This is a genomic window from Agromyces sp. PvR057 (genome assembly GCF_040547485.1).
Lineage (GTDB): Bacteria > Actinomycetota > Actinomycetes > Actinomycetales > Microbacteriaceae > Agromyces.
This window is the reverse complement of sequence record NZ_JBEPPT010000001.1, coordinates 1,660,388-1,684,223: the sequence shown is the minus strand read 5'-3', so window position 1 is coordinate 1,684,223 and position 23,836 is coordinate 1,660,388. Positions and strand designations below refer to the sequence as shown.

At 69.2% G+C, this 23,836-nt stretch carries 22 protein-coding genes; 9 read left to right on the top strand and 13 right to left on the bottom strand.

Annotation, left to right across the window (positions count from 1 at the left end; all coding sequences use genetic code 11):
• Positions 1-6: 6 nt before the first annotated feature.
• Together ABIC29_RS07610 and ABIC29_RS07605 are read left to right on the top strand one after the other, a co-directional pair.
• Positions 7-906: a sulfurtransferase gene (locus ABIC29_RS07610; protein WP_116081575.1), complete on the top strand. Its 900-nt coding sequence runs from the start codon at positions 7-9 to the stop codon at positions 904-906.
• Between the two features lie 101 nt (positions 907-1,007).
• Positions 1,008-1,445, top strand: a complete 438-nt coding sequence (locus ABIC29_RS07605; protein ID WP_116081574.1) for a SufE family protein — start codon at positions 1,008-1,010, stop codon at positions 1,443-1,445.
• Here ABIC29_RS07605 and ABIC29_RS07600 read toward each other — a convergent pair.
• Positions 1,411-2,667, bottom strand: a complete 1,257-nt coding sequence (locus tag ABIC29_RS07600; protein WP_354244043.1) for an alpha/beta hydrolase family protein — start codon at positions 2,665-2,667, stop codon at positions 1,411-1,413. The two genes, ABIC29_RS07605 and ABIC29_RS07600, sit on opposite strands and share 35 nt — an antisense overlap.
• Before the next feature lie 120 nt (positions 2,668-2,787).
• Here ABIC29_RS07600 and ABIC29_RS07595 point away from each other — a divergent pair, with 120 nt between their 5' ends.
• The 4 genes from ABIC29_RS07595 to ABIC29_RS07580 all read left to right on the top strand — a co-directional run bounded on the left by ABIC29_RS07595 (position 2,788) and on the right by ABIC29_RS07580 (position 7,996).
• The gene (locus ABIC29_RS07595) at positions 2,788-3,384 is read left to right on the top strand and encodes a DUF3000 domain-containing protein (RefSeq protein WP_116081572.1); all 597 of its coding nucleotides are present in this window, start codon (positions 2,788-2,790) and stop codon (positions 3,382-3,384) included.
• Between the two features lie 7 nt (positions 3,385-3,391).
• Complete coding sequence (locus tag ABIC29_RS07590) at positions 3,392-4,573, top strand: ribonuclease D (protein ID WP_502915454.1); 1,182 nt, start codon at positions 3,392-3,394, stop codon at positions 4,571-4,573.
• 76 nt (positions 4,574-4,649) lie between these two features.
• Positions 4,650-5,858, top strand: a complete 1,209-nt coding sequence (locus ABIC29_RS07585; protein WP_116081570.1) for a thiolase family protein — start codon at positions 4,650-4,652, stop codon at positions 5,856-5,858.
• Positions 5,855-7,996 (top strand): 3-hydroxyacyl-CoA dehydrogenase NAD-binding domain-containing protein, encoded by a 2,142-nt coding sequence (locus ABIC29_RS07580; RefSeq protein WP_354244038.1) that lies wholly within the window; start codon positions 5,855-5,857, stop codon positions 7,994-7,996. The genes ABIC29_RS07585 and ABIC29_RS07580 overlap by 4 nt, the downstream gene beginning before the upstream one ends.
• Before the next feature lie 79 nt (positions 7,997-8,075).
• Here the strand turns inward: ABIC29_RS07580 and dxs are convergent, their stop codons facing one another.
• Positions 8,076-10,019 (bottom strand): 1-deoxy-D-xylulose-5-phosphate synthase, encoded by a 1,944-nt coding sequence (gene dxs, locus ABIC29_RS07575; protein WP_116082563.1) that lies wholly within the window; start codon positions 10,017-10,019, stop codon positions 8,076-8,078.
• 234 nt (positions 10,020-10,253) lie between these two features.
• On the opposite strand from dxs, the gene ABIC29_RS07570 reads away from it, so the two are divergent.
• On the top strand, positions 10,254-10,601 hold the full coding sequence (locus ABIC29_RS07570) for a LysR family transcriptional regulator (RefSeq protein WP_116081568.1): 348 nt from the start codon (positions 10,254-10,256) through the stop codon (positions 10,599-10,601).
• Positions 10,602-10,718: 117 nt separating this feature from the next.
• Here the strand turns inward: ABIC29_RS07570 and acnA are convergent, their stop codons facing one another.
• The 4 genes from acnA to dut form a co-directional block, all read right to left on the bottom strand.
• Positions 10,719-13,529 carry an aconitate hydratase AcnA gene (gene acnA / locus ABIC29_RS07565; RefSeq protein WP_116081567.1) on the bottom strand — a complete coding sequence of 937 codons (2,811 nt, stop codon included), beginning with the start codon at positions 13,527-13,529 and terminating at the stop codon, positions 10,719-10,721.
• Positions 13,530-13,685: 156 nt separating this feature from the next.
• Positions 13,686-14,465, bottom strand: coding sequence for a DUF3159 domain-containing protein (locus tag ABIC29_RS07560; protein WP_354244033.1), 780 nt, complete (start codon positions 14,463-14,465; stop codon positions 13,686-13,688).
• A 2-nt stretch (positions 14,466-14,467) separates the two neighbouring features.
• Positions 14,468-15,088, bottom strand: coding sequence for a DUF3710 domain-containing protein (locus ABIC29_RS07555; RefSeq protein ID WP_116081565.1), 621 nt, complete (start codon positions 15,086-15,088; stop codon positions 14,468-14,470).
• A complete protein-coding gene (gene dut / locus ABIC29_RS07550) occupies positions 15,085-15,543 on the bottom strand; it encodes a dUTP diphosphatase (protein ID WP_354244030.1) in 459 nt (152 codons plus the stop codon). Before dut ends, ABIC29_RS07555 begins: the two co-directional genes overlap by 4 nt.
• A 38-nt stretch (positions 15,544-15,581) precedes the next feature.
• On the opposite strand from dut, the gene ABIC29_RS07545 reads away from it, so the two are divergent.
• Positions 15,582-16,046: a DUF3093 domain-containing protein gene (locus tag ABIC29_RS07545; protein WP_116081563.1), complete on the top strand. Its 465-nt coding sequence runs from the start codon at positions 15,582-15,584 to the stop codon at positions 16,044-16,046.
• Here ABIC29_RS07545 and ABIC29_RS07540 read toward each other — a convergent pair.
• Complete coding sequence (locus ABIC29_RS07540; RefSeq protein ID WP_055857482.1) at positions 16,043-16,336, bottom strand: DUF4193 domain-containing protein; 294 nt, start codon at positions 16,334-16,336, stop codon at positions 16,043-16,045. The genes ABIC29_RS07545 and ABIC29_RS07540 overlap by 4 nt on opposite strands.
• Before the next feature lie 192 nt (positions 16,337-16,528).
• On the opposite strand from ABIC29_RS07540, the gene sepH reads away from it, so the two are divergent.
• Positions 16,529-17,608 carry a septation protein SepH gene (gene sepH / locus ABIC29_RS07535; protein WP_116081562.1) on the top strand — a complete coding sequence of 360 codons (1,080 nt, stop codon included), beginning with the start codon at positions 16,529-16,531 and terminating at the stop codon, positions 17,606-17,608.
• Positions 17,609-17,668: 60 nt separating this feature from the next.
• Here the strand turns inward: sepH and ABIC29_RS07530 are convergent, their stop codons facing one another.
• The 6 genes from ABIC29_RS07530 to tig form a co-directional block, all read right to left on the bottom strand.
• Complete coding sequence (locus ABIC29_RS07530; RefSeq protein WP_354244025.1) at positions 17,669-18,760, bottom strand: benzoate/H(+) symporter BenE family transporter; 1,092 nt, start codon at positions 18,758-18,760, stop codon at positions 17,669-17,671.
• Positions 18,761-18,835: 75 nt separating this feature from the next.
• Entirely contained in the window at positions 18,836-20,113 is a 1,278-nt protein-coding gene (gene clpX / locus ABIC29_RS07525) for an ATP-dependent Clp protease ATP-binding subunit ClpX (protein ID WP_116081560.1), read from the bottom strand.
• A 205-nt stretch (positions 20,114-20,318) separates the two neighbouring features.
• Positions 20,319-20,987 carry an ATP-dependent Clp protease proteolytic subunit gene (locus ABIC29_RS07520; RefSeq protein ID WP_055857474.1) on the bottom strand — a complete coding sequence of 223 codons (669 nt, stop codon included), beginning with the start codon at positions 20,985-20,987 and terminating at the stop codon, positions 20,319-20,321.
• A gap of 26 nt (positions 20,988-21,013) precedes the next feature.
• A complete protein-coding gene (locus tag ABIC29_RS07515; protein ID WP_255353515.1) occupies positions 21,014-21,634 on the bottom strand; it encodes an ATP-dependent Clp protease proteolytic subunit in 621 nt (206 codons plus the stop codon).
• Between the two features lie 132 nt (positions 21,635-21,766).
• Entirely contained in the window at positions 21,767-22,252 is a 486-nt protein-coding gene (locus ABIC29_RS07510; RefSeq protein ID WP_116081559.1) for a tetratricopeptide repeat protein, read from the bottom strand.
• 71 nt (positions 22,253-22,323) lie between these two features.
• A complete protein-coding gene (gene tig, locus ABIC29_RS07505; protein ID WP_116081558.1) occupies positions 22,324-23,796 on the bottom strand; it encodes a trigger factor in 1,473 nt (490 codons plus the stop codon).
• Positions 23,797-23,836: the final 40 nt, after the last annotated feature.

Here is a 23,836-nt window from a genome sequence, read left to right as displayed (position 1 = left end):
GTACAGATGTCCGCCGAGCTCGATGCATCCGCCAAGTTCGCCGAGTACGCCCACCCCGAACGGCTCGTCTCGACGCAGTGGCTCGCCGATCACCTGGGCGAGCCGGGCCTCGTCGTGGTCGAGTCCGATGAGGACGTGCTGCTGTACGAGACCGGGCACATCCCCGGCTCGGTCAAGGTCGACTGGCACACCGAGCTCAACGACCCCGTCGTGCGCGACTACCTCGACGGCGAGCAGTTCGCCGCGCTGCTCGGATCGAAGGGCATCGCCCGCGACTCGACCGTCGTCATCTACGGCGACAAGAACAACTGGTGGGCTGCCTACGCCCTCTGGGTGTTCACGCTCTTCGGACACGAGGACGTGCGACTGCTCGACGGCGGCCGCGACCTCTGGATCGCCGAGGGGCGCGACATCACGACCGAGCGCACCGCGGTGACGCCCGTCGAGTACCCGGTCGTCGAACGTTCCGATGTCGAGATCCGCGCGTTCAAGGAGGACGTCCTCGCGCACTTCGGCAATCCCCTCATCGACGTCCGCTCGCCCGAGGAGTACACCGGCGAACGCACGAGCGCACCTGCCTATCCCGAAGAGGGCGCCCTCCGCGCCGGTCACATCCCGACCGCGGCATCCGTTCCGTGGGCCAGGGCTGCGGCGGGCGACGGCACCTTCAAGGACCGCGCGGCACTCGATGCCATCTACCGCGACGAGGTCGGCCTCGAGGACGGCGACGAGGTCATCGCCTACTGCCGCATCGGCGAGCGTTCGAGCCACACCTGGTTCGTGCTGACGCACCTGCTCGGCTTCGAGAACGTGCGCAACTACGACGGCTCATGGACCGAGTGGGGCAGCGCGGTGCGGGTGCCGATCGCGACGGGCACCGACCGCGGAGACGCACCGACCCGCTGACCGCTCCGATCCGCGTCGCTCGGCGAACGATCGGTGCCCCGGCACGGGTCCTGGCCGCTGCGCGCGCCGTCGGGTGCGAACGTGATGGGAGAATGGACGGGATGGATGCCACCGCCCTGCCCCAGCGTCTCGCCGAGACGCGCGACGACTTCCTCGCACTCGAGGTTCGCGACCGCCTGCAGCTGCTGCTCGAGTTCTCGAACGAGCTGCCTGCGCTGCCCGAGCGGTACGCCGACCACCCCGACCTGCTCGAACGCGTGGTCGAGTGCCAGTCGCCGGTGTACATCTTCGTCGAGGTCGTCGACGGGCACGCGCACCTCTACGCCACGGCGCCGGCCGAGTCGCCGACCACGCGCGGGTTCGCGTCGATCCTCGTGCAGGGCATCGACGGCCTGAGCATCGACGAGGTGCTGTCGATCCCCGACGACTACCCGCAGACCATCGGCCTCGGCCAGGCGGTCTCACCGCTCCGCGTGCGCGGCATGACGGGCATGCTCGCGCGCATCAAGCGCCAGCTTCGGTCTCGATCGGCCGAGTAGCCGCCGCGAGGTCCACGAGCCAGTCCCGCACCAGGCGCGACCAGCGTTCGGGGTCGTGGTTCCACAGCTTCGTGTGCCTCGCGCCGGCGAACTCCTCGAACCTGATGAGGTCGGGGCGGGCGGCGGCGAGGCGGCGAGATCCCTCGATCGGCACGAACCCGTCGTCGGCGCTGTGCATCAGGAGCATCGGCACCTCGAATTCGTCGGCACGGGCGACGGGATCCAGCTCCTCGACGGCGACCGGAGCCGCGAGCCCGGTGAGCCCGCCGCTCCACGGCTCTCCGAGCACATGCGCCACCGCGTCGCCCAGCCCGGTCGGCAGGCCGAGCGCGCGGCCCTGGAACCGCAGGATGTCGACCCAGTCGACGGCCGGGGAATCAAGGATCACGCCGACGAGGCGCTCACGCACCTCGGCCGAACGAAGCACCGCCTGAAGCGCGATCGATCCGCCCATCGACCACCCCATGAGCACGATGCGCCGCGCTCCGTGCTCGGTCGCGAATCGGACGGCCGCCTCGACATCCGCCCACTCGGTGCCGCCGAGCCCGTAGCGGCGGTCGACGCTCTCGGGCGCCTCGCCGTCATTTCGGTAGCTGATGAGGAGCGTCGTCCACCCGGCATCGGTGATGGGCTCGATGCCGCGGAGGCCCTCGTGGCGCTTCGCCCCGCGCCCGTGCACCTGGATCACCCAGTCCTCGCCCGCGTCGTTCGAGCCGTCGCCGGAGTCGTCGCCCGAGTCGACGCGCGAGTCGGCGCGCGCCGCGTCGTCGGCGTCGATTCCCTTCGCCGGCACGAGCCAGGCCGGCGCCGGGCCCAGGGCCGTGGGCACGATGACGTCCTGGTACGGACGGTCGAGCTCCCACGGGCCGATGCGCACCCAGCCGCTCATGCGCCCGTGGGTCGCCCGATCGAGTCGGCCGAAGTCCACGGAGTCGATGCGCCGGCGCACCACGCGGCCGTCGTCGTCGAGGACGTCGCCGAGACGGGCATGGCCGGCGTCCTTGTCGAACCAGAACCCGTACGAGCCCAGCATGCGCGTCTCGTCGGATGCCGCGAGGCTGATCGTGGAGCGCGCCAGGTCGACGCCGATGATGCGCTCGACGCCGCGCTTGGCGGGTTCGGGCGTGACGACGCGTCTCGCGAAGACGATCGTGAGCACCGCCGTGAGGGCCGCGAACACCGCGGCGACCGCGGCGACGAGCCCGATCAGCGCGCCGATCACCGTCGTCGTCCTCGAACCTCGACCCATCGCTGCCCTCCCGCAGGTGCCGTTGCGGTGCGCGTGTCGCCGGGGGCGGCGTGCCGCCGCTGCGCACCCCATCGGAGACTCTAGTCTGCACTCGTGCCCGACTCCTCGACGCATCTTCCCCCAGAGTTCGAGGCCGCACTCGCCTCGCTGCGTGCGGCCTCGCCCCGTGCCGAACTGCGCGTGCAGGAGATCCCAGCGCCCGGTTCGCTCGCCCCCTTCGCGATGGCCCTCTCGGCGGATGTCTCGCCGGGGCAGGTCGGCCACGGCGACGACTCCGACCTCGGCACCGGACGCCTCGTGCTGCTCTACGACCCGATGGAACCAGAGGCGTGGGGCGGGCGCTTCCGCATCGTGTGCTTCGCGCAGGCTCCACTCGAGACCGACATCGGGCTCGACCCCTTCCTGGCGGATGTCGCGTGGTCGTGGCTCGTCGACGCCCTCGATGCGCGGGGCGCCGCCTACATCGCGGCATCCGGAACCGCGACCAAGATCCTCTCCACCGGATTCGGGGAACTCGCGCGCCAGGGCGACGGGGCGCAGATCGAGCTCAGGGCGTCATGGACGCCGCTCGACGCGCAGATCGGCCCGCATGTGGAAGGCTGGAGCGAACTGTTGTGCATGTTGGCAGGTCTTCCTCCCCGTTCCGAAGGGGTGACGGCCCTGCCAAGACGGAGGACGAAACGTGGATGAATTGCGGGTGATCGAGACACCCGCCGAGTTCGACGAGGCGGTCCGTCGTCTCCTCGACGGCGAAGGACCGGTGGCCGTCGACGCGGAGCGGGCGAGCGGCTTCAAGTACTCCCAACGCGCGTACCTCATCCAGATGCATCGCCGCGGCTCTGGGACCTTCCTCTTCGACCCGCCGCAGATCCCCGACTTCTCCGCGCTGCAATCGGCCATCGTCGACGCCGAGTGGGTGCTGCATGCGGCCAGCCAGGACCTCGCCTGCCTCCGCGAGGTCGGCCTGGACCCCTCCCGGATCTTCGACACCGAGCTGGCGGCCCGACTGCTCGGCATGCCGAGGGTCGGCCTCGCCGCCGTCGTCGAGGAGCTGCTCGGCGTGCACCTCGCGAAGGAGCACTCCGCGGCCGACTGGTCGACGCGGCCGCTCCCCCAGTCCTGGCTCACCTACGCCGCACTCGACGTCGACCTGCTCGTCGACGTGCGCGACGGGCTGGTGCAGCGGCTCGCCGAGGCCGGCAAGACCGAGCTCGCCGCCGAGGAGTTCGAGGCCGTGCGCACGCGCGAGCCGAAGGCGGCCAGCCCCGAGCCATGGCGCCGACTCTCCGGCATCCACGCGATCCGCTCGCCCCGCAATCTCGCGGTCGCCCGCGAACTCTGGCTCGCGCGCGACGCGTACGCATCCGAGACGGATGTCGCGCCGGGCCGCCTGATCCCGGATGCCTCGATCCTCGCCGTCACGAAGGACCCGCCTCGCACGCGCAAGGGCCTCGCCGATCTCCGGGCGTTCACCGGGCGCGCGAGCCGCGGGGAGCTCGACCGCTGGTGGGCCGCCGTGGAGCGGGGCCTCGCGAGCGAGGACCTGCCGGCCACCCGCGTGCCGAACGACGCGCCCCCGCCGCCCCGCGCCTGGGCGATGCGCAACCCGGAGGCCGATGCCAGGCTCCGGCTCGCGAAGGCCGCGGTGACCGAGGTCGCCGAAGAGATGACCATGCCGGTCGAGAACCTCCTGACGCCCGACCACCTGCGTCGGCTCGCCTGGACCCCGCCGGCGGAATCCGACGCGGTGTCGATCGGATCGGCGCTCGAAGCGATCGGCGCCCGGCCCTGGCAGATTGCGGCAACAGCACAGAAGATCTCCCTCGCCTTTGTGGAGGCGTCACAAGCGGTCGACGACGCCGAGAAGCCCGCTTCGTAGGAACCGTCAAGCGATTCAGGCCGCGCAGGGCCGCTTCGTAGGATCGAACCAATCCAGATCGAAAGTGAGCTGCAGCGTGGCACATCAAGCTGATGTCGTCTTCGTCGACGGAGTTCGGACTCCGTTCGGCAAAGCCGGTGAAAAGGGCATGTATTGGAACACTCGGGCCGATGACCTCGTCGTGAAGGCGATCGTCGGACTCCTCGAGCGCAACCCCGACGTCCCGAAGGACCGCATCGACGACGTGGCGATCGCCGCGACGACGCAGACCGGAGACCAGGGCCTCACGCTCGGACGCACGGCCGCGATCCTCGCGGGCCTCCCCAAGACGGTCCCGGGATTCTCGATCGACCGCATGTGCGCCGGCGCGATGACCGCCGCCGCCATGGTGTCGGGTTCGATCGGGTTCGGCATGTACGACCTCGCGATCGCCGGCGGCGTCGAGCACATGGGACACCACCCCATGGGCTCGGGCGTCGACCCGAACCCGCGCTTCCTCAGCGAGCGCCTCGTGGGCGAGGACGCGCTCGTCATGGGTGCGACCGCAGAGCGGATCCACGACCGCTTCCCGCAGCTGACCAAGGAGCGCAGCGACCGCTTCGCCCTCGCCAGCCAGCAGAAGACCGCGGCCGCGTACGCGGCCGGCAAGATCCAGCAGGACCTGGTCTCGGTCGCGATCCGCACCGAGCAGGGCTGGGGCCTCGCCACGCACGACGAGGTCATGCGCCCCGAGACGACCCTCGAGGGACTCGCCGCGCTGAAGACCCCGTTCCGTCCGCACGGCCGCGTCACCGCGGGCAACGCCTCCGGGCTCAATGACGGGGCGACCGCCGCGCTGCTCGCCTCCGGCGACGCCGCGAAGGAGTTCGGTCTCGCCCCGAAGATGAAGCTCGTCAGCTACGCCTTCGCCGGCGTCGACCCCGAGATCATGGGCATCGGCCCGATCCCCGCCACCGAGAAGGCGCTCCGCAAGGCGGGCCTGACCATCGAGGACATCGACCTGTTCGAGATGAACGAGGCGTTCGCCGTGCAGGTGCTCTCCTTCATGGACCACTACGGCATCGACGACGAGGACCCGCGCATCAACCCTTGGGGCGGCGCCATCGCGGTCGGACACCCGCTCGCGTCATCCGGAGTCCGTCTCATGAACCAGCTCGCGAGCCAGTTCGCCGAGCGCCCCGAGCTGCGCTACGGCATCACGAGCATGTGCGTGGGCCTCGGCCAGGGCGGCACGATGATCTGGGAGAACCCGAACTTCGACAAGAAGGCGAAGAAGCGCGCATGACCGACTACTCGACCATCGACTTCGACTCGCTCGTCGCCCTCGCCGGCGACGACGAGGTCGTCACGCACTCCTACGTGCGCGACATCCGCCTCGCCTCGGGAAAGACCCTCGCGCTCGTGACCCTCGACAACGGGCGCGACCACACCCGGCCCAACACGCTCGGCGCGGCATCGCTGCTCGAGTACGCCGGAGTGCTCGATGCGCTCAAGGTGCGTGCCGCCGCAGGCGAGATCGACGCGGTCGCCGTCACCGGCAAGCCGTTCATCCTCGCCGCGGGCGCCGATCTCTCGAAGGTCGCCGAGATCCCCGACAAGGAGACCGCGAAGAAGTTCGTGCAGCTCGGCCACCACGCCCTCGCGAAGCTGTCCGACCTCGGCGTGCCCTCGTTCGCGTTCACCAACGGCCTCGCGCTCGGCGGCGGCCTCGAGATCGGCCTGCACGCCGACTACCGCACGGTCGACGCCTCCGCGCCCGCACTCGCGCTGCCCGAGGTCTTCCTCGGCCTCATCCCCGGATGGGGAGGCGCGACGATCCTGCCGAACCTGATCGGCATCGAGAATGCGCTCAAGGTCGTCATCGAGAACCCGCTGAAGCAGAACCGCACGCTCAAGGCCCAGGATGCCTTCGAGCTCGGCATCGCCGACGCGATCTTCCCCGCCGTCAACTACCTCGAGGACTCGCTGAAGTGGGCCGACGGCGTGATCAACGGCACCATCAAGGTGAAGCGGGCGAACGAGCCCGGCAAGCTCGAGCGGCTCGCCAAATGGGACATCGCGATCAAGATCGCCCGCGACACGCTCGCCAAGCGCATCGGCACCGTGCCCCAGGCTCCGTACGCCGCGCTCGACCTCATGAAGGCGGCCAAGACCGGCACCCGGGCCGAGGGCTTCCAGCGTGAGGACGAGGTGCTCTCCGAGCTCATCGCCGGCGACCAGCTGCAGGCCTCGATCTACTCGTTCAACCTCGTGCAGAAGCGCACGAAGCGCCCTGCAGGAGCTCCCGACAAGGCCATCGCCAAGAAGGTCACCAAGGTCGGCGTGCTCGGAGCGGGCTACATGGCGAGCCAGCTCGCGCTGCTCTTCGTGCGCCGCCTGCGCGTGCCGGTCGTCATCACCGACATCGACCAGGAGCGCGTCGACAAGGGCGTCGCCTACATCGCGGGCGAGATCGACACCCTCCTCGGCAAGGGTCGCATCTCCCCCGACGAGGCGAACCGCCTCAAGGCGCTCGTCACCGGCACGACCGACAAGGCCGACTTCGCCGACTGCGACTGGGTCATCGAAGCCGTCTTCGAGGAGCTCGAGATCAAGCAGGCCGTCTTCGCCGAGGTGGAGCAATTCATCTCGCCCGAGGCCGTGCTCGCCACGAACACGTCGTCGCTGTCGGTCGAGCAGATCGGCGCGAAGCTCGCGCACCCCGAGCGACTCGTCGGGTTCCACTTCTTCACGCCCGTCGCGCTGATGCCATTGATCGAGGTCGTCAAGACCTCGCACACCGACGAGGCGACGCTCTCGACGGCCATGGTCACGGCCAAGAACCTGCGCAAGAACGCCGTCATCACGGCCGACACCCCCGGCTTCGTCGTCAACCGACTGCTCGCCGTGCTCCTCGGCGAGGCGATGAAGGCGGTCGACGAGGGCACGTCGTTCGAGACCGTCGACAAGGCCATCGCCCCGCTCGGCCTGCCGATGGCCCCGTCGGCACTGCTCGATCTCGTCGGGCTCAAGGTCGGGGCGCACGTGCTCGACACGCACCACGCGGCGTTCCCCGAGCGGTTCTACCGGAGCGAGAACCTGCACAAGCTCGCCGAATACGGCAAGCTGCTCGAGAAGGACGACAAGGGCAAGGTCAAGGGCTTCGACAAGGGTGCCCTCAAGATCGTCGCCGGGGGGAGCAACCCGCGCAGCGCCGAGGAGATCCTCGTCGCGCTCGAAGACGGACTCGCTCGCGAGATCAAGCTCATGCTCGACGACTCCGTCGTCGCCGTACCCGAGGACATCGACCTCTGCATGATCCTCGGTGCCGGGTTCCCGTTCCAGATGGGCGGCGTCACGCCGTACCTCGACCGGGTCGGCGCCTCCGAGCGCGTCTTCGGCGGCACGTTCCACACCCCGCCCGTGCGCGGCGTGGGCGCGTAGCCGAACGGCACCGCATCCGCGAAAGGGCCGGATCCGCAATGCGGATCCGGCCCTTTCGCGTACGTGACGGGGGTTCGGCTCAGCGATCCCCTGCGACGATCGGGCTTGCGCCCGTCTCGCTCGAGACGCCTCGCGCGTGCGGCAGCTTCGACCCCAGCACCATGCCCATGACGTCACGGGCGATGTGCTGCGGGGTCAGCTGCGTGCGCTCGAGGATCTGGGCACGACTGGCGTGGTCGAGGAACTCGTCGGGAAGGCCCACCTCGGTCACGGCCGTATCGACGCCGGCCTCGCGGAGGTCCTGGCGAATGCGCGTTCCGATGCCGCCGACCCGGATGCCGTCTTCGATGCAGACGACGAGCCGGTGCTCGGCCGACATGCTCACCACGCTGCGCGGCACGGGCACGACCCAGCGCGGGTCGACGACGGTCGCGCCGATGCCCTGAGCGGCGAGTCGCTCCGCGACCTCGAGTCCGGTGCCGGCCATCGGCCCGACGGTGACGATGAGCACGTCCTTGCTCGCGCTCTCGCGCAGCACGTCGACACCGTCATCGGTGCGCCGAACGGCGTCGTAGAACGCGCCGACGCTGCCCTTCGGGAAGCGCAGGGCGGTCGGGCCGTCGTCGACGGCCACGGCCTCAGCGAGTTCCTCTTCGAGCCGGGCGGAGTCGCGCGGTGCCGCGAGCCTGATGCCGGGCACCACCTGCAGGATCGCGAGGTCCCAGACGCCGTGATGGCTCGGACCGTCTGGCCCGGTGACGCCCGCACGATCGAGCACGAACGTGACGCCGGCCCGGTGGAGCGCGACATCCATCAGCACCTGGTCGAAGGCGCGGTTCACGAAGGTCGCATAGATCGCGACGACCGGATGCATGCCGCCGAAGGCGAGGCCGGCGGCGGAGGTCGCGGCGTGCTGCTCGGCGATGCCCACGTCGATGACGCGCTCTGGGAAGCGTTCGGCCATCTTGTGCAGGCCAGTGGGCCGCAGCATCGCCGCGGTGATGCCCACGATGCGCTCGTTCTCGGCCGCGAGCTCGACGAGCTTGTCGCCGAAGACGCTGGTCCAGCTCGCGGCACCGCTCGTCTCGAGCGATTCGCCGGTCTCGGGGTCGATCTGCCCGACCGCGTGGAACTGGTCGGCGACGTCCTTCAAGGCGGGCTCGTAGCCGCGCCCCTTCTCGGTGATGGCGTGCACGATGACGGGAGCGCCGTAGTTCTTCGCCTGCTCGAGCGCTTCGATCATCGCCGAGACGTCGTGGCCGTGCACCGGACCGATGTACTTGATGTCGAGGTTGGAGTAGAGGGCCTCGTTGTTCGAGAAGCGTGCGAGGAACCCGTGGGTTCCGCCCCGGACGCCCCGGTAGAGCGCTCGACCTGCACCGCCGAGGCGATCGAACGCGCGCTGGCTCGTGAGGTAGAGGTTGCGATAGCTGCGCCTGGTGCGCACGCCGTTGAGGAAGCGCGCCATGCCGCCGATGGTCGGCGCATACGAGCGTCCGTTGTCGTTCACGACGATCACGAGGCGACGGTTATTGTCGTCGCTGATGTTGTTCAGCGCCTCCCACGTCATGCCGCCGGTGAGCGCGCCGTCGCCGACGACGGCCACGACGAAGCGGTCGTCCTGCCCGGTCATCGAGAAGGCCCTCGAGATGCCATCGGCCCACGAGAGCGAGCTCGATGCGTGAGAGCTCTCGACGATGTCGTGCTCGGACTCCGACCGCTGCGGATAGCCCGCGAGTCCGCCCTCCTGACGGAGCGTGGAGAAGTCCTGACGCCCGGTCAGGAGCTTGTGCACGTAGGACTGGTGGCCCGTGTCGAAGACGATCGCGTCTCGCGGCGAATCGAACACCCGGTGCATCGCGATCGTCAGTTCGACGACGCCGAGATTGGGGCCGAGGTGTCCGCCGGTCTTGGCGACGTTGCGCACCAGGTACTCGCGGATCTCGGCGGCCAGCTGCTCGAGCTGATCCTTCGAGAGAGCGTCGAGGTCGCGAGGACCTCCGATCGACTCCAGAAGGGACATCGAGACCACCTTTCGCTTCAGCACCGGACGGACCGGCGCATCACGTCATTCTACGCGGTCGGCCCTCGCGCACCCCGACGCCGCGACGTCGAACGGAGGTGTTCGGACGCGCCTCGGGGGCGCCCCGACGGCACGGTGGGAACGCGAGTCGACCGTCGGGCGGATCGAGAATCGCGACCCGCCGTCGTACTGTTGAAGCGGCCGCGGAACTCGCGGCCGAACGAGAGGCCCCACATGGACACCGAACTGCTCCGCCACTACGTCGTCGTGGCGACCGAGCTGCACCTGGGTCGAGCCGCAGCCTCGCTCGGAGTGCCGCGGTCGACCCTGAGGACCTCGCTCGACTCGGTGCAGCGGGCCGTCGGCTCCGTGCTCGTCGAGCGCGACGACGACCGGATCACGCTCACCGAGGCCGGAACCCTCTTCCTCACGACCGCACGATCGGAACTCGCCGCGGTCGACGCCGCGAACGCGCCCCCGAAGCCGAAGGCCGGCGGCAAGGCGAAGGCGTCGAAGGGCAAGGGCCGGGCGCCCAAGGTCAAGGGACAGCCGCTGCCGTACAAGAAGCGCCAGTCGCGCTGAGGGTTCCGCCGCGCTGAACCGGAGTCTCCGGGACGCCACCGTGCCGAGACGCCGAACGCCCGCTCCCCCGGGCCGGATCAATCCGGCATGAGGAAGCGGGCGTTCGGTCGCGCCAGCTCAGACGAGCGAGCGCAGCACGTACTGGAGGATGCCGCCGTTGCGGTAGTAGTCGGCCTCACCTGGGGTGTCGATGCGAACGACCGCGTCGAACTCGACGGTCTGCTTGCCTGCGGGCGAGTGCTCGCTCGGGGCCGCGACGACGTGCACGGTCTTGGGCGTGACGCCCTCGTTGAGCTGCTCGAGGCCCGTGATGGAGACCACCTCGGTGCCGTCGAGGCCGAGCGACGCCCAGCTCTCGCCTGCCGGGAACTGCAGCGGCACGACGCCCATGCCGATGAGGTTCGAGCGGTGGATGCGCTCGAAGCTCTCGGTGATGACGGCCTTGACGCCGAGGAGGCTGGTGCCCTTGGCCGCCCAGTCGCGCGACGACCCGGAACCGTACTCCTTGCCGCCGAAGATCACGAGCGGGGTGCCCTGGGCCTGGTAGTTCTGGCTCGCGTCGTAGATGAACGACTGGGGCGCGTCGGCCTGCGTGAAGTCGCGCGTGTAGCCGCCCTCGACGCCGTCGAGGAGCTGGTTCTTCAGGCGGATGTTCGCGAACGTGCCGCGGATCATGACCTCGTGGTTCCCTCGGCGCGACCCGTAAGAGTTGAAGTCCTTGCGCTCGACCCCGTGGTCGGCGAGGTACTTGCCCGCCGGGCTGTCGGCCTTGATGTTGCCGGCCGGCGAGATGTGGTCGGTGGTGACCGAGTCGCCGAGCTTGGCGAGCACGCGCGCCCCGGCGATGTCGGCGACCGGGGTGGTCTCCATCGTCATGCCGTCGAAGTACGGGGGCTTGCGCACGTACGTGGACGCCTCGTTCCACTCGAACGTCGAGCCGGTGGGCGTGTCGAGTCCGCGCCAGCGCTCGTCGCCCTCGAACACGCTCGCATACTGCGTGACGAACATGTCGGTGTCGATCGAGGTGTCGATCGTGCGCTGCACCTCGGCGGCGTCGGGCCAGATGTCCTTCAGGAACACGTCGTTGCCGTCGTGGTCGGTGCCGAGCGCATCGGCCTCGAAGTCGAAGTTCATCGACCCGGCGAGTGCGTACGCGATCACGAGCGGCGGGCTCGCGAGGTAGTTCATCTTCACGTCGGGGTTGATGCGACCCTCGAAGTTGCGGTTGCCCGAGAGCACCGCGGTGACGGCGAGGTCGGAGTCGTTCACCGCGGCCGAGATCTCGTCGAGGAGCGGGCCGGAGTTGCCGATGCAGGTCGTGCAGCCGTAGCCGACGGTGTAGAAGCCGAGCGCCTCGAGGTCGTCGGTGAGGCCCGCCTTCTCGTAGTAGTCGGTGACGACCTTCGAACCCGGTGCCAGCGTGGTCTTGACCCACGGCTTGGCCTTGAGGCCCTTCTTCGCCGCATTGCGGGCGAGCAGGCCGGCGGCCAGCATGACCGAGGGGTTCGACGTGTTGGTGCACGAGGTGATGGCCGCGATCGCGACGGCGCCGTGGTCGAGCACGAAGTTCTCGCCGGAGGCGAGCGTGACATCCGTCGGCTTCGAGACCGTCGCCGGCGCGTGGCTGCGGTGGGTGTGCAGGTGGTGCGAGTACTCGTCTTCGGGCGAGTTGCCGGGGGCGTCCGAGGCCGGGAAGGACTCGGAGCCCTCGAGGTCGACGAGGTCGTGCTCGACCGTGGCGTAGTCGAGCAGGGCGTTCTCGAACGCCGACTTCGAGTCGGAGAGCTCGATGCGGTCCTGCGGACGCTTCGGGCCGGCGATCGAGGGAACGACCGTCGACAGGTCGAGCTCCATGTACTCGCTGAAGACGGGCTCGTTGTCGGCGTCGTGCCAGAGCTTCTGGATCTTCGCGTAGGCCTCGACGAGCGCGACCTGCTGCTCGCTGCGGCCCGTCAGGCGGAGGTAGTCGAGGGTGACGTCGTCGATCGGGAACATCGCGGCGGTCGAGCCGAACTCGGGGCTCATGTTGCCGATGGTCGCGCGGTTCGCGAGCGGCACGGATGCCACGCCCTCGCCGTAGAACTCGACGAACTTTCCGACGACGCCGTGCTTGCGCAGCATGTCGGTGATGGTGAGCACGACGTCGGTCGCGGTCACACCCGTGGGGATCGCGCCGGAGAGCTTGAAGCCGACGACCTTGGGGATGAGCATCGACACGGGCTGGCCGAGCATCGCGGCCTCGGCCTCGATGCCGCCGACGCCCCAGCCGAGCACGCCGAGGCCGTTGACCATCGTGGTGTGCGAGTCGGTGCCGACGCAGGTGTCGGGGTACGCGCGGAGCACGCCGTCGACGGTGCGGTCGTAGATGACCTTGGCCAGGTGCTCGATGTTCACCTGATGCACGATGCCGGTGCCCGGCGGGACGACCTTGAAGTCGTCGAACGCCGTCTGGCCCCAGCGCAGGAACTGGTAGCGCTCGCCGTTGCGCTCGTACTCGATCTCGACGTTGCGCTCGAGCGCGTTCTCGGTGCCGAACAGGTCTGCGATGACGGAGTGGTCGATGACCATCTCGGCCGGCGAGAGCGGGTTGATCTTGTTCGGGTCGCCGCCGAGGGCGACGACGGCCTCGCGCATGGTGGCGAGGTCGACGATGCACGGCACGCCCGTGAAGTCCTGCATGACCACGCGGGCGGGCGTGAACTGGATCTCGGTGTCGGGATCAGCGGTGGGGACCCAGGAGCCGAGCGCCTCGATCTGCTGCTTCGTCACGTTCGCACCGTCCTCGGTGCGGAGCAGGTTCTCGAGGAGAACCTTGAGGCTGAACGGAAGCTTCTCGTGGCCGGGCACCGTGTCGAGACGGAAGATCTCGTAGGATTCCTCGCCGACGCGGAGCGTGTCCTTCGCCCCGAAACTGTTCACTGCAGACACGATGTCCTCTCCTTCACGGATGCCGCGCGAACAACGCGCAACACTCCATCATCTCCGTCGAACATGGGGCTGTTCCAGCAAGGGTAACCTAAGCGCCACCGTGCCCGACAGGCTCCGCACGACCGCGGAATTTATCTCGACGTCGAGATAACTGTATCACTCGGGAGTGCGCGCCGACGACGGGTAGACGGCTCGCACCACGAGCCACGAGAAGACGAGCACGAGCGCATAGAGCGGCACGCCCATGAGCAGGCGGGAGACGCCGAGCGCCGCGACATTGTCGACGAAGTAGAGCGGCACCTGCACCACGAGGCGAGCCGTGAACAGCCCGATCCAGACGATGGTGAGGAACTGCGCCGCCCGCATCTTGCGTCGGTCCTCGCGCCACGCCGTTCCGTCGCCCATGAGGAAGCCGACGATGGTGCCGATGGCGGGCCAGCGCACCAGCAGCGAGATGAGCAGGGCCACCGCGTAGGCCGCGTTGGTGAAGAACCCGAGCACGTAGTTGTCACGCGCGTCGCCCGACCACAGCGAGAGCGCCGCCGAGGCGAGCACGCCGATGAGGCCGGCGATCGCCTGCGTCGGCTGCCCCTTGGTCGCGAGCCTGACGATCGTGAACACGACGGCGAGGCCGACGGATGCCGCGAGTGCCGGCACGAGCGCGGCCTGCGTGGTCCACCCGGAGAGGCTCGTCAGCACTGCGTAGGTGACCAGGAACACCAGGCCGGGCAGCAGGGCCTCGAGCACGCCGCGGACGCCGCCGATCGCCCTCAGGAGGTCGCCGCCGCTCAGCTTCTCGTCGCGCGCGAGCGCTCCGAGGCCGCTGCGCTCGGCGGCCGCGGCCATCTGCCGGGCGAACTCCCCCGAGGTCGGATCGTCGGCCGCGGCATCCGCCAGCTCGTCGTTGGCGGACGGCGTCGCGTCGGGTTCGGCCATCGCTAGGCGGTGGGCGAGCCGGCCGAGGTGCTCGGCATGCGGAGCGGAATCAGGTCGCGAGGGGGCATGGGCGTCGCACCGCGAACCACCACGATCGAGCGGAACAGGTCTTCGACCTTCGCTGCCGCGGTCGGGTCGACGGCGGCCTCGCCGGCGATGACCCCGCGGAGGAACCAGCGGGGACCGTCGACGCCGATGAACCGCGCGAGACGCTGGTGGCCGGTCTGGCCCTCGGCGGCGGCGACGGGGATCTGTGCGAGCACCTCGGGGCCGAAGGTGCCCTCGCGAACGGTCGTCGTGCCGCCCTGGCGGGCGATCTGGTCGGCGATCTGCGCCCGGATCTCGTGCCAGAGGCCGCTGTTGCGGGGAGCCGCGAAGGGCTGCACCTGCAAGGTCGAATTCGCGTAGTCGAGGCCGATCGCCACGACGCGCTTGGTGCCCTCCTCGACCTCGAGGCGCACGTGGAGCCCCTCGCGAGGCAGGACCTTCAACCCGCCGAGGTCGACGTACGGACGAACCGGGTTCGCCTCGGACTCGTCGAAGGGCCCTTCGGACGCTCGGTCGTCGGGTGCGGACTTGGGGTGGTCGACGGGGACTTCGTCGACGTTCTCGATATCGCTCACGCGTTCTCTCCTGACTTGTGCTCCCCGAAACCGGTGGAGCCGAATCCCCCCTCGCCTCGCTGGCTCCCGGGGAGCCGCTCGACTGCGACGAACCTCGCACGACTCACCGGCATGACGATCAGCTGGGCGATGCGGTCGCCCACCTCGATCGCGTGCGGCTCGCTCGTGTCGGTGTTCAACAATGCGACCTTGATCTCGCCACGGTAGCCCGCGTCGATCGTGCCGGGCGCGTTCACGATCGTGATGCCGTGCTTGAAGGCCAGGCCCGAGCGCGGAACGACGAATCCCACGTACCCGTCGGGCAGTGCGATCGCGACGCCGGTGCCGACGGCGGCCCGCTCACCCGGCTGGAGCACGAGGGCTTCGGCTGCGTGCAGGTCGGCGCCCGCATCGCCGGCGTGGGCATAGGCGGGAACGCGGTCTGCGGTGATGAGCACCTCGACGGAATCGGTCACCGTTCGAGGGTAGTGCAGAAGTCTGATCGAATAGACCCATGCCCGTGTATCGCGAACGCCTCTGGCCGACCCCGTGGATCTACATCGCCACATTGCTCCTCGTGCCCGCGAGCATCCTGGTGCTCGCACCGGTCTCGATGGCGGCCGGCATCGTCACGGGCATCGTGCTCTACGGCGCATGCGTCGGAACACTGTCCCTGACGTCGCCCGTGATCGAGGTCTCCGACGGCACCCTGAGCGCCGGCCGCGCGACGGTTCCGCTCAGCCAGACCGGCGAGGCCGTCGCCGCCGACGAGGCGCGTTCGCGCGTCGAGATGGGAACCGGCCTCGACGCCAGGGCGTACCTCGTGACGCGGGGATGGGTGAAGACGCTGGTCCGGGTTCCGATCGTCGACACCGCGGATCCGGTGCCCTACTGGCTCGTCTCCAGCCGCCGGGCAAATGAGTTGGCCGCCGCGATCAATGGATCGCGACGGCCAGAGCATGGGGAGAGCGCCGACTAGGCAGCGCACTCCTGGCAGATCGGTCCGAGCTTGGACTCGTGATCGATCTGCGAGCGATGCTTCACCAGGAAGCAGTTCACGCACGTGAACTCGTCCGCCTGCGGCGGCAGCACGACGACGTCGAGCTCGACGTCCGAGAGGTCGGCACCGGGCAGGTCGAAACCACCGGGGTTGTCAGCGTCTTCGACGTCGACAACACCGGACATCTTGTCAGGCACGCGCTCCTTGAGGGCCTCGATCGACTCGGAGTCGTCCTCGGTCTTCCGTGGTGCGTCGTAATCCGTTGCCATTCCCATCCATTTCGTTCAGCGCCGAAGATTCGGCGGCCATAGTCTGCATCAAATCGCAGCCATTGGCAAACCTTTGAAGCTGGTCTACCATTTGCCCTGCTCAACTTCCGGCGCGCCCGGGGTATTCCCAGTGTGGCCGCGATCGACATGGCATCCTTGGGCGGAGACAGAAGCACGGAAGGGCTTGTCGAGATGCAGGAACTCAAAGTAATCGGAGTCGAGAACGGCGCACTGCTGGCCGCATCCGACGATGGCGCACGATTCCGGATCGAGATCGACGAAGTACTGCAGTCTCGGATCCGCCAGGCGCAGCCCGAAGTGCACACCGGTCCGAAGCCGTCGCCGCGCGAGATCCAGTCCCTGATCCGCTCGGGCCTGTCGGCCGAGGAGGTCGCGCAGGTGACCGGCGCGTCGGTCGACTACGTCCGGCGCTTCGAGGGCCCGGTCGTCGCCGAGCGCGAGCACATGGTGACGAGCGCGCTTGCGGTTCCCGTGCACGCGGTGATCGAGCAGGATTCCGACGAGCCCGTCACGTTCGGCCTCGCGATCCGGGACCGTCTCGCCAAGCTCGGTGCCCTCGGCGAACGCTGGGCGAGCTGGAAGGACGAGGAGCGCGGCTGGATCGTCAAGCTCGAGTTCACGGCCGACAGCATCGACCACGACGCCCGCTGGAGCTTCGAGCCGCGCAAGCAGTCCCTGCAGCCACTGAACTCCGAGGCGACCACGCTGTCGCAGCAGGGCGAACTCAAGGGCGGCCTGATGCCGCGTCTCCGTGCCGTCGGGCCGGACAGCGAGGACTCCCGCTTCGACAGCGGCGCCTTCACGTTCGAGGAGCCGGTCGACAACGCCCTCGACACGTCGCCGCACCTGGAGCCGCTCCCCTACGCCCGTTCGACGACGTCGGTCTCGAGCCCGGCGGCGTCGCGTGCGGCCATCAAGCGCGCCGACGAGCCCGCCCAGGCGCTCGGGGAGACGGCCGACCTGCTCGAGGCGCTGCGTCGCCGCCGAGGCGAGCGCGAGGCCGCGACCTCGGACGCCGATCTGCAGCCCGAGCTCCCGCTTCCCGTCGAGCCGGCTTCGTCGGCCCCTCAGGCGTCCGTCGAGGAGGAGCTTCCCGAGGAGCGGCCGACGAGCCCCGCGCGTTCCATCTGGGGCGGCAAGGCCTCGACCGGCGCGACGAACGCACCGCGGAATTCGAAGAAGGGCCGAGCCTCGATGCCGAGCTGGGACGAGATCGTCTTCGGCGCGCGCACCGACGACGACCTCGCCTGAGGACCCACCCGCTGAGCATGCCGAGGATGAGCCGACACGGCCTCAGCAGACACTGGGGCCTCAGACGCGGACGCGGCGTGGCCTCAGCCACATGAGCAGCATGCCGCCGACGAGCAGCCCCCAGAACGCCGAGCCGATGCCGACCACGGCGACGCCGGACGCCGTCACGAGGAACGTGCCGATCGCCGCGATGCGCGAGTCGACGCCCTCGAGCGCGCTCGTCACCGAAGCCACCAGGGCCCCCAGCAGCGCGAGCCCGGCGACCGCGGTGATGATGATCGGCGGCGACGCCTGCACGATCGCGGCGGCGAGTCCGGCTGCGGCGCCGAGCACGAGATAGGAGACGCCGGCCGAGACGGTCGCGACCCACCGCCTCGCCGGATCGGGGTTCGATTCCGGCCCGGCCATGATCGCCGCCGTGATCGCCGCGAGGTTGATCGCGTGGCCGCCGAAGACAGCGGCTCCCATGCTCGCCGCGCCCGAGGTCACGAGCACGGGACGCGGTGGCGCGTCATAGCCGAAGGTCGACATCACCGCGAACCCCGGGACGTTCTGCCCCGCCATCGTGACGACGAACAGCGGCAGGCCGAGGCTCACGATCACCGCGGGATCGAAGACCGGCGCCACGACTTCGAGCGCGGGCATCACGGTCGGCGCGTCGAGCACCGACGGCCCCGCGATGATCGCGATGCCGACGACCGCGACGGCCATGGCCGCCGGCACGGCCCAGCGAGGCGCGAGTCGTGCGAGCAGCAGCCACACGAGCACCATGGGCACGGCGATCGCCGGCTGCTCCACCGTGGCCGTGACGGGCGCCAGGCAGATCGGGAACAGGATGCCGGCGAGCATCGCGCTCGCGAGCGGCTTCGGGATCGACGTGATGAGTCGCCCGAACGCGGGCCAGAGTCCGGCGACCACGATGAGCGCGCCGCAGACGAGGAACGCGCCGATCGCCGCACCGAACTGCTGGGTCGTCGCCGACGCCGAGACGAGCAGTGCCGCGCCCGGCGTCGACCAGGCGAACGAGATGGGCATGCGGAGCACGATCGGCAGCACGATGCACGTCGCTCCGGTCGCGATGCAGAGCGCGAAGAGACCGGATGCCGCCTGCGCATCGGTCGCGCCCACCGCGCCGAACCCGGCGATGACCAACGCGAACGAGCTGGCGAAGCCCGTGATGGCGGCGATGACCCCCGCGACGACCGTGTGGAAGATGGTCGTGCCTGGTTAGGCGGACTTCTCGGCGCGACGCGCCTTGTGCGGCACGATCGTGGGCGCCGCGTTGTCGAGCACCGCCGCCTTGGTCACGACGACCCTGGCCACCCCGGTGGACGAGGGCACCTCGAACATGATCGGCCCGAGCACCTCCTCCATGATCGCGCGGAGTCCCCGGGCACCGGTCTGGCGGAGCACGGCGAGGTCGGCGATCGCCTGGAGCGCGGCCTCCTCGAAGTCGAGCTGCACGCCGTCGATCTCGAACATGCGCTGGTACTGCTTGACGAGGGCGTTCTTCGGCTCGGTGAGGATCTCCATGAGCGCCTCGCGGTCGAGCGGCGTGACCGTGGCGACCACGGGGAGCCGGCCGATGAACTCGGGGATCAGGCCGAACTTGTGCAGGTCTTCTGGCAGCACCTCGCTGAAGAGCTGTGCATCGCTCTCTTTGTTGTGCAGCGGAGCACCGAAGCCGATGCCGCGCTTGCCCGCACGCGAGGAGATGATGCTCTCGAGACCGGAGAACGCGCCCGCGACGATGAACAGCACGTTCGTCGTGTCGATCTGGATGAACTCCTGATGCGGATGCTTGCGCCCGCCCTGGGGCGGCACGGAGGCGACCGTGCCCTCGAGGATCTTCAGCAGCGCCTGCTGGACGCCCTCGCCCGAGACATCCCTCGTGATCGAAGGGTTCTCGGCCTTGCGCGCGATCTTGTCGACCTCGTCGATGTAGATGATGCCGGTCTCGGCGCGCTTGACGTCGTAGTCGGCCGCCTGGATGAGCTTCAGGAGGATGTTCTCGACGTCCTCGCCGACGTATCCGGCCTCGGTGAGCGCCGTGGCATCGGCGACGGCGAAGGGCACGTTCAGCTGCTTCGCGAGGGTCTGCGCGAGGTAGGTCTTGCCGCAGCCGGTCGGGCCGATGAGGAGGATGTTCGACTTTGCGATCTCGACGTCGTCGTGGGCGCGGTCGGCGGTCGTCAGCGTGGCCTTGGCCCGCACGCGCTTGTAGTGGTTGTAGACCGCGACGGCAAGTGCCTTCTTCGCGGCTTCCTGGCCGATGACGTACTCCTCGAGGAAGCCGAAGATCTCCTTCGGCTTGGGGAGCTCGAACTCCCCCGCCTCGGTCTCGCCGGACTCGGCGAGCCGCTCCTCGATGATCTCGTTGCAGAGCTCGACGCATTCGTCGCAGATGTAGACGCCGGGACCGGCGATCAGCTGCTGGACCTGCTTCTGGCTCTTTCCGCAGAACGAGCACTTGAGCAGATCGGCGCTCTCTCCGATGCGTGCCATCGAACCCTCCCTGTCGACGAGTCTGGTCCGAGCCTAGCCCGAGATCAGCGCCCTGCGGCCAGACGCGCCCGGAATGATCCCGCCGGCGTTTCGCGCGGGGCGAACGCGGTGCCCGGTTTCATCCGGCCGTTGTTCGGCGGACGCGAAGATGCCCCGGCGAGCCCGCCGGGGCATCTTCTTCGTGCGCCGTGTCGGCGCCGTGCGATCAGCGCGTGATCGCCGGGAGCGCCTTGCGCGAGGTGAGCACCTGGTCGATGAGCCCGTACTCGAACGCTTCCTGCGCGGACAGGATCTTGTCGCGGTCGATATCCGAGTTCACCTGCTCGGGCGTGCGGTTCGAGTGACGCGAGAGCGTCTCTTCGAGCCACGTGCGCATGCGCAGGATCTCGGCCGCCTGGATCTCGATGTCCGATGCCTGGCCGTGACCGGCCTCGCCCATCGCGGGCTGGTGGATCAGCACGCGGGCGTTCGGCAGCGCGAGGCGCTTGCCGGGGGTGCCCGCCGCGGCGAGCACGGCCGCGGCCGAGGCGGCCTGGCCGAGCACGACGGTCATGACCTCGGGCCGGATGTACTGCATCGTGTCGTAGATCGCCGTCATGGCCGTGAACGAACCGCCGGGCGAGTTGATGTACATGATGATGTCGCGGTCGGGATCCATCGACTCGAGCACCAGCAGCTGGGCCATGATGTCATCGGCCGACGCGTCGTCGACCTGCACGCCGAGGAAGATGATGCGGTCCTCGAAGAGCTTGGCGTAGGGGTCCTGGCGCTTGTAGCCGTAGGCCGTTCGCTCCTCGAAGCTCGGCAGGATGTATCGCGAACCGGGAGCCTGCACGCCGTTGAAGGCGGTGCCACCGAAAGCGGGGATGTTCATTCGCTCGTTCTCTCTTCTCTCGATGCCTACGCCTGGGTTCCGCCGCCGCCGGCGACGTCGAGGGCCGACTCGCGGATGTGGTCGACGAAGCCGTACTCGAGCGCCTCCTGCGCGGTGAACCAGCGGTCGCGGTCGCCGTCGGCGTTGATCTGCTCGACGGACTTGCCCGTCTGCGCGGCCGTGATCTCGGCGAGGCGGTTCTTCATCGAGACGATGAGCTGGGCCTGCGTCTGGATGTCGCTCGAGGTGCCGCCGAAGCCGCCGTGCGGCTGGTGGAGGAGCACGCGGGCGTTCGGCGTGATGTAGCGCTTGCCCTTGGTGCCCGCGGTGAGGAGCAGCTGCCCCATCGATGCGGCCATGCCGATGCCCACGGTGACGATGTCGTTCGGCACGAACTGCATGGTGTCGTAGATCGCCATGCCGGCCGTGATCGACCCGCCGGGCGAGTTGACGTAGAGGTAGATGTCCTTCTTCGGGTCTTCGGCGGCCAGCAGCAAAAGCTTGGCTGCGATCTCGTTGGCGTTCTCGTCACGCACCTCGGACCCGAGCCAGATGATGCGGTCCTTCAGCAGTCGATCGAAAACTCCGGTGCCGGGTGTCGCTTCGGCCATGTGTCGCTCCTTCTGCGTTGTCGCGTTGTGTCGAATCTATCCGGTGCAACACGCAGGATCGCGGGTGTTCGCCCTCGGCGGATGCCGCGTCGCGCCGGGTTCGCCCACAGCGGAGCGGCAGGCGTCGAGGGCGGCCCGATCCGCGGTCGTCCGCGGCATCCGACCGGATCAGTCGAGCAGTTCGCGAGCGTAGTTCGTCACCGACCTGGTGTAGCGCCGCAGGTGGGGTGCCAGCGCGAGCAGGGCGACGGATGCCGCGCGCCCGGCGTCGCCGGCACTCACGAGCGCCAGCGCGAGGAACGCGGCGACCTCGTCGCGATAGGGGGCGTCGACGTGGTCGCGCAGCTCGGCCTCGAGCAGCTCGAGGGCCCGCGCGTTGTCGCCGAGGTTGCGGATGCTGCTGGCCATCTGGATCACGGCCTGCGGGCGATTCTCGTCGTCGAGCCCGAGGCGCAGGGCGCGCTCGTAGAGCGGCACCGCCTCGTCGGGGCGCCCCGCGGAATCGCGTGCACCGGCGCGCTCGAGCACGGCCTGCGCGTCGTCGTCACCGCGTTCGGCCGCGATCGCGTCGATGCGGGCGATCAGCTCGTCGTCGACGAGGGTGCCGGAGGCATCGTTCCAGATCGCGTCGATGCGCTGCTGCCAGTCGTCCATGGTTCCTCCTGGTGGGACGACGCAGGGCCAGACGTGGAGACGTCTGGCCCTGCGGTGATCGAACGCCGGAATTACTCGGCGTCGGCCTTCTTCGGCGCGCGCTTGCGGGCCGGCTTCTTCTCTTCTGCTGCGGCTTCGGCAGGAGCGTCGGCGTCGGCGTCGGCCTCCGCAGCAGCGGCCTTCTTGGTGGCGCGCTTCTTGGGGGCCGGGGCCTCCTCGGCTGCAGCCTCGTCGGCGGCGGGAGCCTCGTCGGCTGCCTCGTCGTCGGCGACCGCCGTGAACTCGGAGAGATCGACGGGCTTGCCCTCGGCGTCCGAGACCTTGGCCTTGCCGAGCGCGATCGCGAGCGCCTTGTTGCGGGCGACCTCGCCGACCATCGCGGGGATCTGGCCCTGCTGGCTCAGGATCTGCACGAACTCGTTCGGGTCCATGCCGTACTGCGCGGCACCCTGCACGAGGTACTGCGTGAGCTCCTCCTGGCTGACCTTGACCTGCTCGGCCTCGGCGATCGCGTCGAGCACGATCTGGGTCTTGAAGGACTTGGTGCTGGCCTCGGTGACCTCGGCGCGGTGCTCGTCGTCTTCGAGACGGTTCTCGCCCTCGAGGTGTCGGTGCACCTCGTCTTCGATGACGCTGTCGGCGACGGGGACCTCGACGAGCTCGAGGAGCTTGTCGACGAGGAGGTCGCGAGCCTGCGAGCCCTGGCCGAACGACTTGTTGCGGGCGACCTGCTCGGTCAGGCTCGCGGTGAGCTCGTCGAGCGTGTCGAACTCGCTGGCGATCTGCGCGAAGTCGTCGTCGGCCGCGGGGAGCTCGCGCTCCTTGACGGCACCGACGGTCACGGTGATCTCGGCCGTCTGGCCCTCGTGCTCGCCGCCGAGCAGCTTGGACGCGAAGGTCGTGGTCTCGCCGGCGGTGAGCGAGTCGAGCGCCTCGTCGATGCCCTCGAGCAACTCGCCGGAGCCGAGCTCGTAGGAGATGCCGTTGGCGGTGTCGACCTCGACGCCCTCGATCGTGGCGACCAGGTCGAGCGTCACGAAGTCGCCCTTCGCGGCCGGGCGGTCGACGGTGACGAGCGTGCCGAAGCGGGTGCGGAGACGCTCGAGCTCTTCGGTGACCTCGTCGTCGCCGACCTCGACCGAGTCGACGGTGATCTCGAGGCCGTCGTACGAGGGCAGCTCGATCTCGGGGCGCACGTCGACCTCGATCGCGAGGAGCAGGTCGCCCGAGAAGTCCTTGTCGCTGGGCCACTCGACGATGTCGGCCTCGGGGCGGCCGAGCGGGCGGAGCTCGTGCTCGGCGACCGCGGCGCGGAAGAAGCCGTCGAGGCCCTCGTTCACGGCGTGCTCGAGCACGGCGCCCTTGCCGACGCGCTGGTCGATGATGGGCGGCGGCACCTTGCCCTTGCGGAAGCCGGGCACGTTGACCTGCTCGGCGATGTGCTCGTAGGCGTGGGCGATGCTGGGCTTCAGCTCCTCGGGCGTCACCGAGATGGTGAGCTTGGCGCGAGTGGGGCTCAGCTTCTCAACCGAAGTGGTCGGCATGTGAAGATCTCTCCTGTTTGGTGGAAGTTCGTGTCGAGTC

Excerpts from the sequence above, each read along its gene's own strand:
- ABIC29_RS07610 (WP_116081575.1), top strand. The coding sequence starts at position 7 with ATGTCCGCCGAGCTCGATGCATCCGCCAAGTTCGCCGAGTACGCCCAC.
- ABIC29_RS07605 (WP_116081574.1), top strand. The coding sequence starts at position 1,008 with ATGGATGCCACCGCCCTGCCCCAGCGTCTCGCCGAGACGCGCGACGAC.
- ABIC29_RS07580 (WP_354244038.1), top strand. The coding sequence starts at position 5,855 with ATGACCGACTACTCGACCATCGACTTCGACTCGCTCGTCGCCCTCGCC.
- dxs (WP_116082563.1), bottom strand. The coding sequence starts at position 10,019 with ATGTCCCTTCTGGAGTCGATCGGAGGTCCTCGCGACCTCGACGCTCTC.
- ABIC29_RS07570 (WP_116081568.1), top strand. The coding sequence starts at position 10,254 with ATGGACACCGAACTGCTCCGCCACTACGTCGTCGTGGCGACCGAGCTG.
- ABIC29_RS07560 (WP_354244033.1), bottom strand. The coding sequence starts at position 14,465 with ATGGCCGAACCCGACGCGACGCCGTCCGCCAACGACGAGCTGGCGGAT.
- ABIC29_RS07545 (WP_116081563.1), top strand. The coding sequence starts at position 15,582 with ATGCCCGTGTATCGCGAACGCCTCTGGCCGACCCCGTGGATCTACATC.
- ABIC29_RS07540 (WP_055857482.1), bottom strand. The coding sequence starts at position 16,336 with ATGGCAACGGATTACGACGCACCACGGAAGACCGAGGACGACTCCGAG.
- sepH (WP_116081562.1), top strand. The coding sequence starts at position 16,529 with ATGCAGGAACTCAAAGTAATCGGAGTCGAGAACGGCGCACTGCTGGCC.
- clpX (WP_116081560.1), bottom strand. The coding sequence starts at position 20,113 with ATGGCACGCATCGGAGAGAGCGCCGATCTGCTCAAGTGCTCGTTCTGC.
- ABIC29_RS07520 (WP_055857474.1), bottom strand. The coding sequence starts at position 20,987 with ATGAACATCCCCGCTTTCGGTGGCACCGCCTTCAACGGCGTGCAGGCT.
- ABIC29_RS07510 (WP_116081559.1), bottom strand. The coding sequence starts at position 22,252 with ATGGACGACTGGCAGCAGCGCATCGACGCGATCTGGAACGATGCCTCC.
- tig (WP_116081558.1), bottom strand. The coding sequence starts at position 23,796 with ATGCCGACCACTTCGGTTGAGAAGCTGAGCCCCACTCGCGCCAAGCTC.